The organism is Streptomyces fildesensis, assembly GCF_016107395.1.
Classification (GTDB): Bacteria; Actinomycetota; Actinomycetes; order Streptomycetales; family Streptomycetaceae; genus Actinacidiphila; species Actinacidiphila fildesensis.
Genome location: NZ_JAAIKO010000001.1, coordinates 501,018 through 514,942, shown reverse-complemented (window position 1 = coordinate 514,942; position 13,925 = coordinate 501,018). Strand labels below are relative to the sequence as shown.

The window sequence follows — 13,925 nt, the reverse complement described above, 5'->3', positions numbered from 1 at the left end:
CCCGTCCGCCGTGGCGGAGAGGGCCCTCAGTTGCGGGACGTCCTAGAAGCGGCGCGTGATGAGCGCGCGCTTCACTTCCTGGATGGCCTTGGTGACCTCGATGCCGCGGGGGCATGCGTCGGTGCAGTTGAACGTCGTGCGGCAGCGCCAGACGCCGTCCTTGTCGTTCAGGATCTCCAGCCGCTGCTCACCGCCCTCGTCGCGCGAGTCGAAGATGAAGCGGTGCGCGTTGACGATCGCGGCCGGGCCGAAGTACTGGCCGTCGTTCCAGAACACCGGGCAGGACGACGTGCACGCGGCGCACAGGATGCACTTGGTGGTGTCGTCGAAGCGCTCGCGGTCCTCGGCGGACTGCAGGCGCTCGCGCGTCGGCTCGTTGCCCTTGGTGATCAGGAAGGGCATGACGTCGCGGTAGGCCTGGAAGAACGGGTCCATGTCGACGATCAGGTCCTTCAGGACCGTCAGGCCCTTGATGGGCTCGACCGTGATCGGCTTCTCCGGGTTGAGGTCCTTGATCAGCGTCTTGCACGCCAGCCGGTTGCGGCCGTTGATGCGCATGGCGTCGGAACCGCAGATGCCGTGGGCGCAGGAACGCCGGAACGTCAGCGTGCCGTCCAGCTCCCACTTGATCTTGTGGAGGGCGTCCAGGACGCGCTCCTTGGGATCGATCGGGAACTGGTAGTCGACCCATTCGACCGCGTCGGAGACCTCCGGGTTGAACCGGCGGATCCGCATCGTGACCGTGATCAGGTGACCTGCGGCGGCCTCGGCGGCGTCCAGGGCCTCCGAGTGTCCGGAGGACTTGTCGAGCGTCGGGGTGCTCATCAGTACTTACGCTCCATCGGCTGGTAGCGGGTCACCACGACCGGCTTGTAGTCGAGACGGATCGACTCGTTGCCGGCGGAGTCCGTCTCGCGGTACGCCATGGTGTGCCGCTGGAAGTTGACGTCGTCGCGGTTGGGGTAGTCCTCGCGGTAGTGACCGCCGCGGGACTCCTTGCGCGCCAGCGCGGACACGGCCATGACCTCGGCCAGGTCGAGCAGGTTGCCCAGCTCGATGGCTTCCAGCAGGTCGGTGTTGAAGCGCTTGCCCTTGTCCTGGACGGACACGTTCTTGTAGCGCTCGCGCAGGGCGCCGATCGTCTCGACGGCCGTCTTGATCGTCTGCTCCGTACGGAACACCATCACGTTGGTGTCCATGCACTCCTGCAGTTCCTTGCGGATGTCCGCGACCCGCTCGGTGCCGGTGTTGTTGCGCAGGCCCTCGACCTGGGCGACGACCCGGGAGGCCGGGTCCTCCGGCAGCTCGATGTGGTCCGTGGTCGCCGCGTACTCGGCGGCCGCGATGCCGGACCTGCGCCCGAAGACATTGATGTCGAGCAGCGAGTTGGTGCCGAGGCGGTTGGCGCCGTGCACCGAGACGCAGGCGACCTCGCCGGCGGCGTACAGGCCCGGGACGACGGTGGTGTTGTCGCTCAGCACCTCGCCCTGGACGTTGGTGGGGATGCCGCCCATGGCGTAGTGCGCGGTCGGCTGGATCGGGATCGGGTCCGTGTAGGGCTCGATGCCGAGGTACGTCCGCGCGAACTCGGTGATGTCGGGCAGCTTGGCGTCCAGCTGCTCCGGCGGGAGGTGCGTGAGGTCGAGGTAGACGTGGTCGCCCTCGGGACCGCAGCCGCGGCCCTCACGGATCTCGGTGTAGATGGAGCGCGAGACGACGTCGCGGGAGGCGAGGTCCTTCATGACGGGCGCGTACTTCTCCATGAAGCGCTCACCGTCCTTGTTGCGGAGGATGCCGCCCTCGCCGCGGGCGCCCTCGGTGAGGAGGATGCCCATCCGCCAGATGCCCGTCGGGTGGAACTGGAAGAACTCCATGTCCTCCAGCGGCAGCCCGCGCCGGTACGCGACGGCCTGGCCGTCACCGGTCAGGGTGTGCGCGTTGGAGGTCACCTTGAAGAACTTGCCGGTGCCGCCGGAGGCGAAGATGACGGCCTTCGCCTGGAAGATGTGGATCTCGCCGGTGGCCAGCTCGTACGCGACGACGCCGGCGGTCCGCTGGACCCCGTCGACCTCGGCGAGGAGCAGGTCCAGGACGTAGAACTCGTTGAAGAACTCCACACCCTCCTTGACGCAGTTCTGGTACAGCGTCTGGAGGATCATGTGGCCGGTGCGGTCCGACGCGTAGCAGGCGCGGCGCACGGCGGCCTCGCCGTGGCTGCGGGTGTGCCCGCCGAACCGGCGCTGGTCGATCTTGCCCTCGGGCGTCCGGTTGAAGGGCAGGCCCATCCTCTCGAGGTCGAGGACCGCGTCGATGGCCTCCTTCGCCAGGATCTCGGCGGCGTCCTGGTCGACCAGGTAGTCGCCACCCTTGACCGTGTCGAAGGTGTGCCACTCCCAGTTGTCCTCCTCGACGTTCGCGAGGGCGGCGGCCATGCCGCCCTGGGCGGCGCCGGTGTGGGAGCGGGTCGGGTAGAGCTTCGTCAGCACGGCGGTGCGGCTGCGCTTCGTCGACTCGATGGCCGCGCGCATTCCGGCGCCGCCGGCGCCGACGATGACGGTGTCGTACTTGTGGATCTGCATGGGGTTGTTTCCCTGTCCGTCCCTGGCCTAGCGGATGTTCGGGTCGAAGGTGAAGATCACCAGCGTGCCGAGCACGATCGTGAACGCCGTTGCGGTGAACAGCAGCGTCTTCAGCCAGAACCGGGTGTTCGCCTGCTCGGCGTAGTCGTTGATGACGGTGCGCAGACCGTTGCCGCCGTGCAGCATGGCCAGCCACAGCATGACCAGGTCCCAGCCCTGCCAGAACGGCGAGGCCCAGCGGCCGGCCACGAAGGCGAAGCCGACCTTGGTCACGCCGCCGTCGAGGACCAGCTGGATCAGCAGGTGGCCCAGCACCAGGACGACGAGCACGACACCGGACAGGCGCATGAACAGCCAGCCGTACAGCTCGAAGTTGGTGCGGGTGGCACGCGGAGTGCGCTTGGTACGGGCGCGCGGGGCCTCGATGAACGGCGCCGGGTTCTCCGGGCTGAACGAGGCACTGGAGGAGCTGAGCTCCACGGAGTCAGTAGACATTCTCAGCTCCCGAACAGAATGCGTGCGGCGTGCCCGAGAACCGGGTAGATGGCCCCGATCATCAGCACGATCCAGACGCCGAGGACGGACCACAGCATCTGCTTCTGGTACTTCGGGCCCTTGGACCAGAAGTCGACGGCGATGATGCGGAGCCCGTTGAGAGCGTGGAAGAGGATGGCCGCGACGAGGCCGTACTCCAGCAGGCTGACAGGCCAGGTCTTATAGGTCGCGACGACCTTGTCGTAGTCCTCGGGGGAGACCCGCACGAGTGCGGTGTCGAGGACATGGACGAACAGGAAGAAGAAAATGAGGACACCGGTGACTCGATGAGCCACCCATGACCACATGCCTTCCCGGCCGCGGTACAGCGTTCCTGCCGGCACGGAAAACCCTCCGGGAGCGGTTTGGGGCCAGCCGGCTTCGGTGTCGGACGGGCCCGGCCGGGTACGGTCCACCGGCCCTGGCCATCGTAGCGACGCGTTGTCGGCTCCGTATGCCCGGGTAGGCCAGGTGTGATTGATCCCGCACGACTGGGTGAACGTCTGGGGGAACCTACGAATGAACGGGCGACCGGATGTGCGGGCCAAAGGCCGGTGGGCGTACGGGCGGAGACACCTGCGGAGGTGTTGTTCCCCGGAGCTAGCGGTGCAGTTCCGCCGTGGTCTGCGCGTTCGATCGTTCCGAGACCAGCCGGGCGAGCCGCGCCCGGGTGATGCGGCGCAGCTCGTCGGCGGTGACGACCCGTTCCTCGTCCTCGTCGTTCGCGAGCCGGGCGCGGATTCCGGTCAGGACCTGGTTGAGGAGGCTGGCCGGGTCGTCGCCCTTGAGGGCGATGACGAAGACATTGCCGAACTTGTTCTCGTACGCGGCCTGCGCGGCGCTCAGCGCGGTGTGCGCGGCCAGGCCGCCGCGGTGCGGCAGCGGAGTGGCGGCCTCGCAGGCCAGCGCCTCGGAGAGGTCGCCGGGGGTGAGGTCGTACGCCGCCTCGTCGGCCGCCGCGAGTAGGGCGTCAAGATCCGGGTACGGGCGGTGCAGGGCCATCCGCCGGGCCCAGCGGTGGCTTCCGCAGCAGTCGCGCAGGGCGGCTTCCGCCGCGCCGAAGGGGGCCTCGTTGAGCCGGGAGAGCCCGGCGGCGGGGACGGGCCCCTGGGCCGGAGTGTCGGGGAACAGCGCTGAACTCCTGTCGGAAAAGCGGGGAAGCGGTACACGTTAGTGGGGCATGTTCGACTCCGTCCGACGGATGAGTGGATTTCACCCGTACGGGATCGAAATATGTCACGAAGTGGACGACGGAACGGGGATGGTCTGCCATAACGTCCGGTATGGGGAAAATCTGGACAGGGCTGGCGTTGTCGCTCGCCGTACTCACACCGGCCGTCGGCACACCCAACGAGGCACCGGCCACCCGGACACTGCCGGTCATCCCCTCCGTACGGGATTTCCGGCCGGCCGGATCCGGCGTCTTCCACCTCGGTCCGGGGACCCGGGTGCGCGCCGGGCGCGGCAGCGCCGTCGAGGACGAGGCGCGGCTGCTCGCCGGACAGCTGCAGGTCCCCTTCGGGTTCGACGACGACAGGAGCGACGGGGACGGGCCGGCCGGAACGGGAGACATCACGCTGCGGATCGACGGTCCCGGCGCCGGCACCACGAAGAACGCCGCGAACGTGAACGAGTCGTACGTCCTCACCGCACGGAACGGGCAGGTCACCATCGACGCGCCCACCGACGCGGGGGCGTTCTACGGCACCCGCACCCTCCTGCAGACGCTGCGCGCCGGCACCGGGTTGCCCGAAGGCGTCATCAAGGACGCCCCGGACCGGCCGCAGCGCGGCCTGCTCCTCGACATCGCGCGGAAGCCCTTCGCACGCGACTGGATCGAGGACCGGATCCGGCAGCTCGGCGACCTCAAGCTCAACCAGCTGCATCTGCACTTCAGCGATGACCAGGGCTTCCGCATCGAGAGCAGCAGCCACCCGGAGATCGTGTCGCGGGACCATCTCAGCAAGGCGGACCTCAGGGCGATCATCGACCTCGCCGCGCAGCGCCACGTCACCGTCATCCCGGAGATCGACAGCCCCGGGCACCTCGGCGCCGTCATCAGGGCCCACCCGGACCTTCAGCTGGTCAACGCCTCCGGCCGGGCGCTGCCCGGGGCGATCGACATCTCGAAGGCCGCCTCGGCCCGCATGGTCGACGATCTGACCCGTGAGTTCGCGCCACTCTTCCCCGGCCCCTACTGGCACCTGGGCGGCGACGAGTACCAGGCGCTGGTCGTCAGCGACCCGGAGAGCTCGTATCCGCAGCTCGTCCCGCCCGGCGGGACCGTCGCCGAGGCGACGACCCGCTGGCTCAACGACCGCGAGGCGGTGGCGAAGAAGTTCGGCAAGCGGACCAAGGCGTGGAACGACGGATTCCTCTCCACCCCGCGCGCCGTGCCCGACCGCGACCGCGAGGTCGAGTACTGGACGGGGAAGGAACTGGGCGCCCGCGAGCCGGAGGAATACCTCAAAGCCGGCCGCAAGGTCGTCAACCTCAACGACGAGTACCTGTACTACGTGCTCGGCGAGCCGAACGACTTCACCTATCCGACGGGCGAGCGCATCTACAAGGAGTGGACCCCCGCCGTCCTGCGCGGCGCCAGCCCGGTGGCCGCCTCGCTGGCGACGCCCGACCGGGTGCTCGGCGGCAGGTTCGCCGTCTGGTGCGACCAGGCGGACGCGCAGTCGCAGGACGAGGTGGCGCGGGGCATCCGGCTGCCGCTGAACGCGCTGGCGCAGAAGCTCTGGTACCCCGGGACGCCGCCCCTCTCCTGGCCGGCCTTCACAGCTCTGGCCGACAAGGTGGGCTGACGGACGGTCCGGCCACAGGTGGTGCGGTCGGTCCCAGTGTTGTGGTCAGTCCCACCAGAAGGACCACAGCCGCTCCCCGCGCAGCGCCTCGGCGTAGTCGGGGAACGGGAAGGTGCCGTCGTTGAGGTGGGAGGCGCCGGTGAGGACGTGTTCGAGGGCGACATGGGCGGCGTGCTCCGACGTCAGCGGCGGGGACGCGACGGAGAGGAAGACGGAGGAGCCCTCGAAGCCGATGACGCGGGCGCCGAACCGGGTCTCCCAGGTGCGCAGCAGCGCGGAGAACTCCAGGGCCGGCGCGTCGGACTCCCACCCGAGGAGGGCCGGGACATCGGCGCTGCGGCGGGTCGGGACCAGCGCGATGTGCGCGATGAAGCGGGTGGTGAAGTAGTGCAGCATCTGACCCACCGTCTGGCGGGCGACCGCGTCCGGCGGGGGCCCCTGGTGCGCGGGGGAGGTGCGGGCGAGGCCGGGCCAGCGGGTGAACGGCGGGCCCGGGTCGTCGAGGAGCAGGGCGACGTCCTCGGGCCAGACCTCGTCGATCGCGGGATGCGGCGGCCGCAATGAGCGCAAATCCTGGTACGACCCCCAGGAATCAGTCATCGTTGCTTCGACGTCCACGCCGTCGATGTCCTCGGTGCGGTGGCCGCGGCCCGTCGCGCACGGCCAGGCCATGAGGACCGGGCACCAGCCCGTCTCGTCCTGCTGCGCCTGGAAGCGGGCCCAGAGCCGGCCGGGAGCGACGACGGGTTCGTAGGAGAGCCACAACCCGGGGGAGTCACCGGGCAGGAACCGGCCGGGCGGAAGGCCGTCGGGGAGACGGGCCAGGGGCATCGGTGGGCTCCATCGGTGTGGGGGCACGAGCTGGGACGGCCGGGGGCCGCCTCCCCCCACAGGAGCGTCCCCGGCCGCCGTCTATTACAGCGTCGCGGGCGCCGGAAGTGTCACCGCGGCAATGGGGCAGGATGGTGCCGGTGTTCGAGGGGGTGGAGCGAGCGGTGGATCTGGGGACCGCGGTCAGTGCCGCGCAGGAGGGCGACGACGCCGCGTTCCGGGTGCTGTACCGGGCGGTGCAGCCACAACTGCTGCAGTACGTGAGGACCCTGGTCGGACCGGCGGAGGCCGAGGACGTGGCGTCGGAGGCGTGGCTGCAGATCGCCCGCGACCTGCCGGGCTTCACCGGTGACGGCGACGCGGTGCGCGGCTGGGCGGCCCGGATCGCCCGCAACCGGGCACTGGACCACCTGCGGGCGCGCAGCCGGCGGCCGGTCACCGCGGCCGGCGTCGACGCCCTGCTGCACATGCCGGCGCACACGGACACCGCGGGCGAGGCCCTGGACGCGGTGGCCACCGACCGCGCGCTCGCGGCCATCGCGACGCTGCCGCGCGAACAGGCCGAGGCGGTCCTGCTGAGGGTCGTCATGGGGCTGGACTCCAGCAGCGCGGCGCAGGTGCTGGGCAAGCGCGCGGGGTCCGTGCGGATGGCCACCCACCGGGGGCTGCGCCGGCTCGCCGAACTGCTGGACGACGAGAGCCGCACCGCGGGTGTGACGTTTTCGGCGGCGAAGACGCTTTGAGGATATGAGATGACGGAAAACCGGCGATGCGACGGACATCGTGACGACGACTGGCTCGACGAGGACGCCGCGGAGCGGCTCCTGCGCGGCGAGTCCGTCATGTCCGGCGGTGCCGGGGCGGCCCGGCTGGCCCGGCTGCTGGCGGCAGCCGCCGCGCCGGCGGCGGCCGATCCGGAGCGCGAGGAGGCGGCGGTCGCCGCCTTCCTGACGAGCTTCGACGCGGCTCCGAAGGCCGGCCCCCGGGACGGTTCCGGCGCCGGTCCCGAGCAGGGTTCCGGGGATGCCGATTTCCTGTCGGTGGTCCGGCTGGGCCGGCCGGTCACCGCACCGGGCACCGCACTGACGCCGAGAACGGGGCGGCTGGGGGCACCCCCGGCCGAAGGTCGGGGGAAGGTGGCGGGAGCGCCGAAGTCGCTGAAGGCGTCGGTCGGCGCGCTGGTGGTCGCCATGGCCCTGTGCGCCGCGGTGCTCGCCGCGAGCCCCGGCATCCTGCCGCTGCCGTTCGACGCCGACAACGTCGGTTCCGCGCCGGTGCGCAGCGGCGCCCCGAGCTCCGCCATGCCGGACGGCTCCGGCACCGCGGGCCCGGACGGCGGGTCCTCGCCGCTCACCGGCGGGACGGCCGACGCACCGCACGGAGCGTCATCGGATCCGGGGCACGGGGCGACGCCGTCCCCCGGCCGGCCGGCCTCGCCCGCGAACCCGTCCGCGACGCCGCCGCCGTCCGCCCACTCGCTCGCACCGCAGGGGACGCACGGGGAACGCGACCGGCAGAACGTGGAGTTGTGCCGCGCCTACATCAAGGCGGGCGGCCGGCTGGACGGCGCGTCGTCCGACCGGCTCGTGGCGGCGGCGGGCAGCAAACGGGACGTACCGAAATACTGCGCGCGGGTGCTGGCCGCCGCCTACGTGGCCGGATCCGGCGGTGCCGGAAACGCTGACGGCGGCAAGTCCGGTGGCACGAGCGGCGGTCACACCAAGGGCGACGGCCGGAACGACTAGGTTCTGCCGGTTCGCCGGCGACCGTATTCCCGGCTCTCCGGACCGTCTGACCTGCGGGCCCGGAAGCGTCCGGTGACACTTTCCAGCTGGTTGACGCTTTAAGTAATGGGTCGACTGGTCATCGGCCCGGCGGACCCCGGTGCTCCCCGTGCCGGGTGGGTCCGCGCCCAGGGCGCGGCCGGGTGCATTCCCCCTACCCGGCCGCGCCCGCCGGGTGTTCCATGGCGGTGGCCGGAAGTGGCTGGTGGCGGTCCGCGGCGGCCGGTGGCGGGTCCTGGCGGTCGGCCGATAACTCCCGGCCGAATGTCGGTGCCGTGGTGCAGACTCGGTTGGGAGAGCAAAACCGGGGGAGGTACGCCATGTTGGCAGGACTGTACGAGATCGACTGGGCGGCTATGGGGCATGCCTACGGATCGGCGGAGGAGGTCCCCGAACTTCTGCGGGGGCTGGCCTCGGCGGACGCGGGGGAGCGGGAGGCCGCCCTCGACGCGATGTACGGGGCCGTTCATCACCAGGGCGATGTGTACGACTCGACGCTCGCCTGCATCCCCTTTCTCTTCGAGCTGGTGGCGGATCCGGCGGTGCGGGACCGGGGCCGGATCGTCGTCCTGCTGACCAGCATCGGGGGCGGCGACGAGGTCGCGGAGGAGTACCTGGACGAGATCGTGATCGAGGCCGGGGGCCCGGTCGCGGGAGGTTCGTGGAGCGCGCTGGGGGACGGTTCCGGAAACGCTCCCGGCACCGGTTCCGGCGGGTCCGGCGATGCGACGGACGCCCTGGACGACGAGGACATCCTCGGACTGCTGGACGCCGAAGAGGCCGCGGCCTCCGAAGACGCGGAGGCGGCCGCCTGGCGGGCCAACTACGCGATGGCCGTCACCGCCGTACGGGCCCAGGCGGAAGTTTTCACCGAGCTCGTCGCGGACCCCGATCCCGATGTACGGCGCGCGGTCCCGGTGGCGCTCGGCGCGCTGCACGGGGAGACCGCGCGGATACTCGACGTCCTGCGCGACCGGCTGCCGGTGGAGCGGGACACGGAGACCCGGCTGGCCCTCGTCGAGGCCGTCGGCACCCTCGCGCTGCGCCCGGGCGGCCCGGCCGCCGAGGCCGCCGACTGGCTGGCCCGGCTCGCCGGCAACCGCGCCGACGGCCCCGCCGACCGCTCGTCCGACAGCCGGTCGCTCTCCGCGGACCCGGGCCTGCGGCTGGCCGCGCTCGCCCAACTCGCCCGCTGCGCGCCCGAACGGCTGCCGGCGGACATCGTGCCGACCGCCGTCGCCCTGCTCCGCGCGGTGCGCGGCGAGGAGGCGGGCAGCCGGTCTCCCCTGGAGGTGTCCGCCGAGCGCCAGGTGCCCGCCACCTTCGTCGGCCATCTGCGGGAGCTGCGCGAGCGGGCCGAGGCCGGCCGCTCCGCGCCCTGGGCCGCCGACCTGCTCCGTACGCTGCACACCGCGCTCGACGACCGGGTCGCCGACCGCATCGCGCTCGTCATCGACCAGTTGCGCAGCCCGGACTGGGGCCGGCGGATCGACGCCGTGTGGATGAGCGGCGGCCTGGTGCGCGGCTGGCGCGGACCGTACGAGGAGCTGGTCGTCCTGCTCGGGCAGCAGCTCGCCGACCCCGAGGAGCGGCTGCGCGACGGCGCCGCCTCGGTGCTGGAAAACCTGTACGAACTGTCCGCACCCGCAGCCGACGCCCTCGCCGAGGCGGTCGCGGCGGATCCCGGGAGCTGGGTCCAGGAGTGGTCGCAGGGGCGGCCGAGCCTCGGCGGCATGGTCAAGACCCTCGCCCGGCTGGGCGACCCACGGGCGCTGCCCGCGCTGGCCTCGGCCCTGGACCGGCCGGACATACCCCAGGACCTGGGGTTCGCCATCGAGCACCTGGGCGCGGCGGCGGTCCCGCTCGCACCCCTGCTGCGCCGCAGGCTCGCCGAGGTGACGCTGAACGACGAGGAGGCGTACGACCAGGCGGAGCCGCTGCTCAGGGGAGTGGCCGCGATCGCGGCCGCCGAGGCGTTCCCCGAGGTGCTGCGGATTCTGCGCGGGGCGCCGAAGGCCCGCCGGGACTGGCTGCTGTGTTCGGCGATCCGCGCGCTCGCCCGGTTCGGTGACGCCGCCCGCGACGCGCTGCCCGATCTGCGCGCGCTGGTGGCCGATCCCGGCTCCTGTATCGCCCTGGAGGCCGCGTCCGCGCTCTGGGCGATCGAGCGGAACACCGCGGTCCTGCCGGTGCTGCTCGCGCACCTGAACAGCGACAGCCCGCACACCCGGCGCTCGGCGGCCGAGGCGCTCGGCGAGCTAGGCCCCGCGGCGGCCGGTGCGGCGCCGCGGCTGCGGGAGCTGCTCGCGGACCCCGCGGTGTGGATGCGGGTGGACGCGGCGGTCGCGCTGTGGCGGGTCTCCGGCGACGCCGGTCCTGTGCTGCCCGTCCTGCGGTCCGCCTGGGCGGAGAACGTGCACACCCGCACGGTCATCGCCGGCTGCCTCGCCGGGATAGGTCCCGCCGCGGCCGGCGCCGCCCCGCTGCTGCGCGACGAACTGGCGGCCGTCCGTCGGCACAACAACGAGGGCGACCACTACGGCACCCTCGATGTGTGCGCCGACGAGAAACTGCTCCTGGCATGCCGACGGGCCCTGTCCCGGATATCCGGAACAGGGCCCGTCGTGGACAGCGGCCGTTAGGTCCTGTTCTCGGACCTCACGTCAGGCCGGCCCGGGGTCACCAGTAGACGACGACCTTGTCGCCGGCCTTGACCTGGTCGAAGAGGGAGGCGATGGCGGCCTTGTCGCGCACGTTCACACAGCCGTGGGAGGCGCCGGCGTAACCGCGGGCCGCGAAGTCGGACGAGTAGTGCACGGCCTGGCCGCCACTGAAGAACATCGCGTACGGCATGGACGTGTGATAGATCGTCGAGACGTGGTCACGGCTCTTGAAGTCCACCTTGAACTGGCCCTCGCGGGTCGGGGTGTACTGGGAGCCGAAGCGCACGTCCATCGTGGTCTGCACCTTGCCGTTGATCACCCAGGACAGTGACCGGCTGGTCTTGCTGATGCAGAGCACACGGCCGGTCATGCAGCGCGGGTCGAGCTTGGCGCTGGCCGGCTGGGTGGTGGGCGGGTACATCGCCGCGTGCGTCGGCTGCTTGGTCACGCCGCGCAGCTTGGTCCAGGTCTGCGCGGAGACGCTGCCGGTCATCGGCAGGCCGTAACGCTCCTGGAAGTCGTTCACGGCGTTCGCGGTGACCGAGCCGTAGGTGCCGGTGGGCGTACGGCTGAACAGGTTGAGCTGGCCCAGCCGGGCCTGCAGCTCACGGACCTGCGCGCCGGTGGAGCCCTGCTTCATGACGGCGGGCACGACCGGGGGCTTGGACGTGGTCGCGGAAGCGCTGGGGGTGGCGGAGGCCGTGGTCGAGCTCGACGCCGAGGGTGAGGGTGAGTCACTCGGGCTCGCGGAGTCGGTGGGACTCGCGGTGGTCGACGCGGCAGGCGTCGGCTTGGCGCCCGAGGTGGGCTTGTCCTGCGGGCCACAGCCCACCAGAGCCGCTGCCGCCAGAGCGGCCACCACGATCGCTATCGGAGTTCTCTTCGTACGCAAGACAGTCACCCTTTGCCCCCCAGAATCTGCAGTTACCCGGCTAGACACTCAACCCGCCCGTGCAGTTGCACGGATCCGGAGCAAGACTGTTTCGTGACATCGGAGAGACAAGACTGTGAGGAAGCTCCCAGCGCGGGCCCCTCCACGGCTCGCACGCCCGCAACTACAGTCCGTGCCGGAGACAGGATATTACCCACCAGTAACGCGACAGCGATGCGGAGGCGTGAACCATGGCGCGCGAGACGGACACCGCCCGGTCCACCGAGAGTGGACTGCCCATCGAGCCGGTCTACGGGCCTGAGGCACTCGACGGCTGGGATCCCGCGGAGAAGCTCGGCGAGCCGGGGGAGTACCCGTTCACCCGTGGCGTCTACCCGTCGATGTACACCGGCCGGCCCTGGACCATGCGGCAGTACGCCGGATTCGGCACGGCGGTCGAATCCAACGCCCGCTACCAGCAGCTGATCGCCAACGGCACGATGGGCCTGTCCGTCGCCTTCGACCTGCCAACGCAGATGGGCCACGACTCCGACGCCAAGATCTCCAGCGGCGAGGTGGGCAAGGTCGGCGTCGCCATCGACTCCGTCGACGACATGAAGGTGCTCTTCGGGAACATCCCGCTGGACAAGGTGTCCACGTCGATGACGATCAACGCACCCGCCGCGCTTCTGCTGCTGATGTACCAGCTCGTCGGCGAGGAGCAGGGCGTCCCGGCCGACCGGCTGACCGGCACCATCCAGAACGACGTGCTCAAGGAGTACATCGCGCGCGGCACGTACATCTTCCCGCCGAAGCCGTCGCTGCGGCTGATCGCCGACATCTTCAAGTACTGCCGCACCGAGATCCCGAAGTGGAACACGATCTCGATCTCCGGCTACCACATGGCCGAGGCCGGCGCCTCGCCCGCGCAGGAGATCGCCTTCACGCTCGCCGACGGCATCGAGTACGTCCGCACCGCCGTCGCCGCGGGCATGGACGTGGACGACTTCGCGCCCCGCCTGTCGTTCTTCTTCGTCTCGCGCACGACCATCCTCGAAGAGGTCGCGAAGTTCCGCGCCGCCCGCCGGATCTGGGCTCGGGTGATGCGGGACGAGTTCGGCGCGAAGAACCCCAAATCGCAGATGCTGCGCTTCCACACCCAGACCGCAGGCGTGCAGCTCACCGCGCAGCAGCCCGAGGTCAACCTCGTCCGCGTCGCCATCCAGGGCCTCGCCGCGGTGCTCGGCGGCACGCAGTCGCTGCACACCAACTCCTTCGACGAGGCCATCGCGCTGCCCACCGACAAGTCGGCCCGGCTGGCGCTGCGCACCCAGCAGGTGCTCGCCTACGAGACCGATGTGACCGCGACCGTCGACCCGTTCGCGGGCTCCTACGTGGTCGAGACGATGACCGACGAGGTCGAGGCCCTCGCGCTGGACCTGATGCGGAAGGTCGAGGACCTGGGCGGCGCCGTCAACGCGATCGAGCACGGCTTCCAGAAGGGCGAGATCGAGCGCAGCGCGTACCGCATCGCCCTGGAGCAGGACGCGGGCGAACGCGTGGTGGTCGGTATGAACCGCTTCCAGCTCGACGAGGAGGACCCGTACGACCCGCTGCGCGTCGACCCGGCCATCGAGGCCCAGCAGGCCGCGCGGCTGGCGACGCTGCGCGCCACCCGGGACCAGGGCGCCGTCGACACCGCGCTCGCGGCGCTGCAGAAGGCGGCCCAGGGCACGGACAACGTCCTGTACCCGATGAAGGACGCGCTGCGCGCGCGGGCCACGGTCGGGGAGGTCTGCAACGCGCTGCGCGAGGTGTGGGGGACGTACGTCCCGACCGACGCGTTCTGAGCA

The 13,925-nt window shown here is 71.0% G+C and carries 12 protein-coding genes; 5 read left to right on the top strand and 7 right to left on the bottom strand.

Translation table 11 applies throughout. From position 1 onward, the window contains the following. Nucleotides 1-42 precede the first annotated feature (42 nt). The 5 genes from C6N31_RS02250 to C6N31_RS02230 form a co-directional block, all read right to left on the bottom strand. Nucleotides 43-825, bottom strand: coding sequence for a succinate dehydrogenase iron-sulfur subunit (locus C6N31_RS02250; RefSeq protein WP_138352245.1), 783 nt, complete (start codon nt 823-825; stop codon nt 43-45). Further along, complete coding sequence (gene sdhA / locus C6N31_RS02245; RefSeq protein ID WP_164294952.1) at nt 825-2,579, bottom strand: succinate dehydrogenase flavoprotein subunit; 1,755 nt, start codon at nt 2,577-2,579, stop codon at nt 825-827. The genes C6N31_RS02250 and sdhA overlap by 1 nt, the downstream gene beginning before the upstream one ends. A gap of 27 nt (nt 2,580-2,606) precedes the next feature. Further along, nucleotides 2,607-3,074 (bottom strand): succinate dehydrogenase hydrophobic membrane anchor subunit, encoded by a 468-nt coding sequence (locus C6N31_RS02240; RefSeq protein ID WP_138352243.1) that lies wholly within the window; start codon nt 3,072-3,074, stop codon nt 2,607-2,609. Between the two features lie 2 nt (nt 3,075-3,076). Next, a complete protein-coding gene (gene sdhC, locus C6N31_RS02235; RefSeq protein ID WP_138352242.1) occupies nt 3,077-3,457 on the bottom strand; it encodes a succinate dehydrogenase, cytochrome b556 subunit in 381 nt (126 codons plus the stop codon). Between the two features lie 256 nt (nt 3,458-3,713). Then, nucleotides 3,714-4,244, bottom strand: a complete 531-nt coding sequence (locus C6N31_RS02230) for a 2-oxo-4-hydroxy-4-carboxy-5-ureidoimidazoline decarboxylase (protein WP_138352241.1) — start codon at nt 4,242-4,244, stop codon at nt 3,714-3,716. A gap of 152 nt (nt 4,245-4,396) precedes the next feature. On the opposite strand from C6N31_RS02230, the gene C6N31_RS02225 reads away from it, so the two are divergent. After that, entirely contained in the window at nt 4,397-5,923 is a 1,527-nt protein-coding gene (locus C6N31_RS02225; RefSeq protein ID WP_138352240.1) for a beta-N-acetylhexosaminidase, read from the top strand. Nucleotides 5,924-5,968: 45 nt separating this feature from the next. On the opposite strand, the gene C6N31_RS02220 is transcribed toward C6N31_RS02225, so the two are convergent. Continuing rightward, entirely contained in the window at nt 5,969-6,754 is a 786-nt protein-coding gene (locus tag C6N31_RS02220; RefSeq protein WP_138352239.1) for a DUF4253 domain-containing protein, read from the bottom strand. 164 nt (nt 6,755-6,918) lie between these two features. Between C6N31_RS02220 and C6N31_RS02215 the strand changes: the two genes are divergently transcribed. From C6N31_RS02215 to C6N31_RS02205, 3 genes are all read left to right on the top strand, one after another. Beyond that, complete coding sequence (locus C6N31_RS02215) at nt 6,919-7,497, top strand: RNA polymerase sigma factor (RefSeq protein ID WP_307811166.1); 579 nt, start codon at nt 6,919-6,921, stop codon at nt 7,495-7,497. A 9-nt stretch (nt 7,498-7,506) separates the two neighbouring features. Then, a complete protein-coding gene (locus C6N31_RS02210) occupies nt 7,507-8,499 on the top strand; it encodes a hypothetical protein (protein WP_138352237.1) in 993 nt (330 codons plus the stop codon). 359 nt (nt 8,500-8,858) lie between these two features. After that, nucleotides 8,859-11,180: a HEAT repeat domain-containing protein gene (locus tag C6N31_RS02205; protein ID WP_138352236.1), complete on the top strand. Its 2,322-nt coding sequence runs from the start codon at nt 8,859-8,861 to the stop codon at nt 11,178-11,180. 37 nt (nt 11,181-11,217) lie between these two features. Here the strand turns inward: C6N31_RS02205 and C6N31_RS02200 are convergent, their stop codons facing one another. Next, entirely contained in the window at nt 11,218-12,102 is an 885-nt protein-coding gene (locus C6N31_RS02200) for a L,D-transpeptidase family protein (RefSeq protein WP_138352235.1), read from the bottom strand. 221 nt (nt 12,103-12,323) lie between these two features. Between C6N31_RS02200 and C6N31_RS02195 the strand changes: the two genes are divergently transcribed. Then, the gene (locus C6N31_RS02195) at nt 12,324-13,922 is read left to right on the top strand and encodes an acyl-CoA mutase large subunit family protein (protein ID WP_138352234.1); all 1,599 of its coding nucleotides are present in this window, start codon (nt 12,324-12,326) and stop codon (nt 13,920-13,922) included. Nucleotides 13,923-13,925 lie beyond the last annotated feature (3 nt).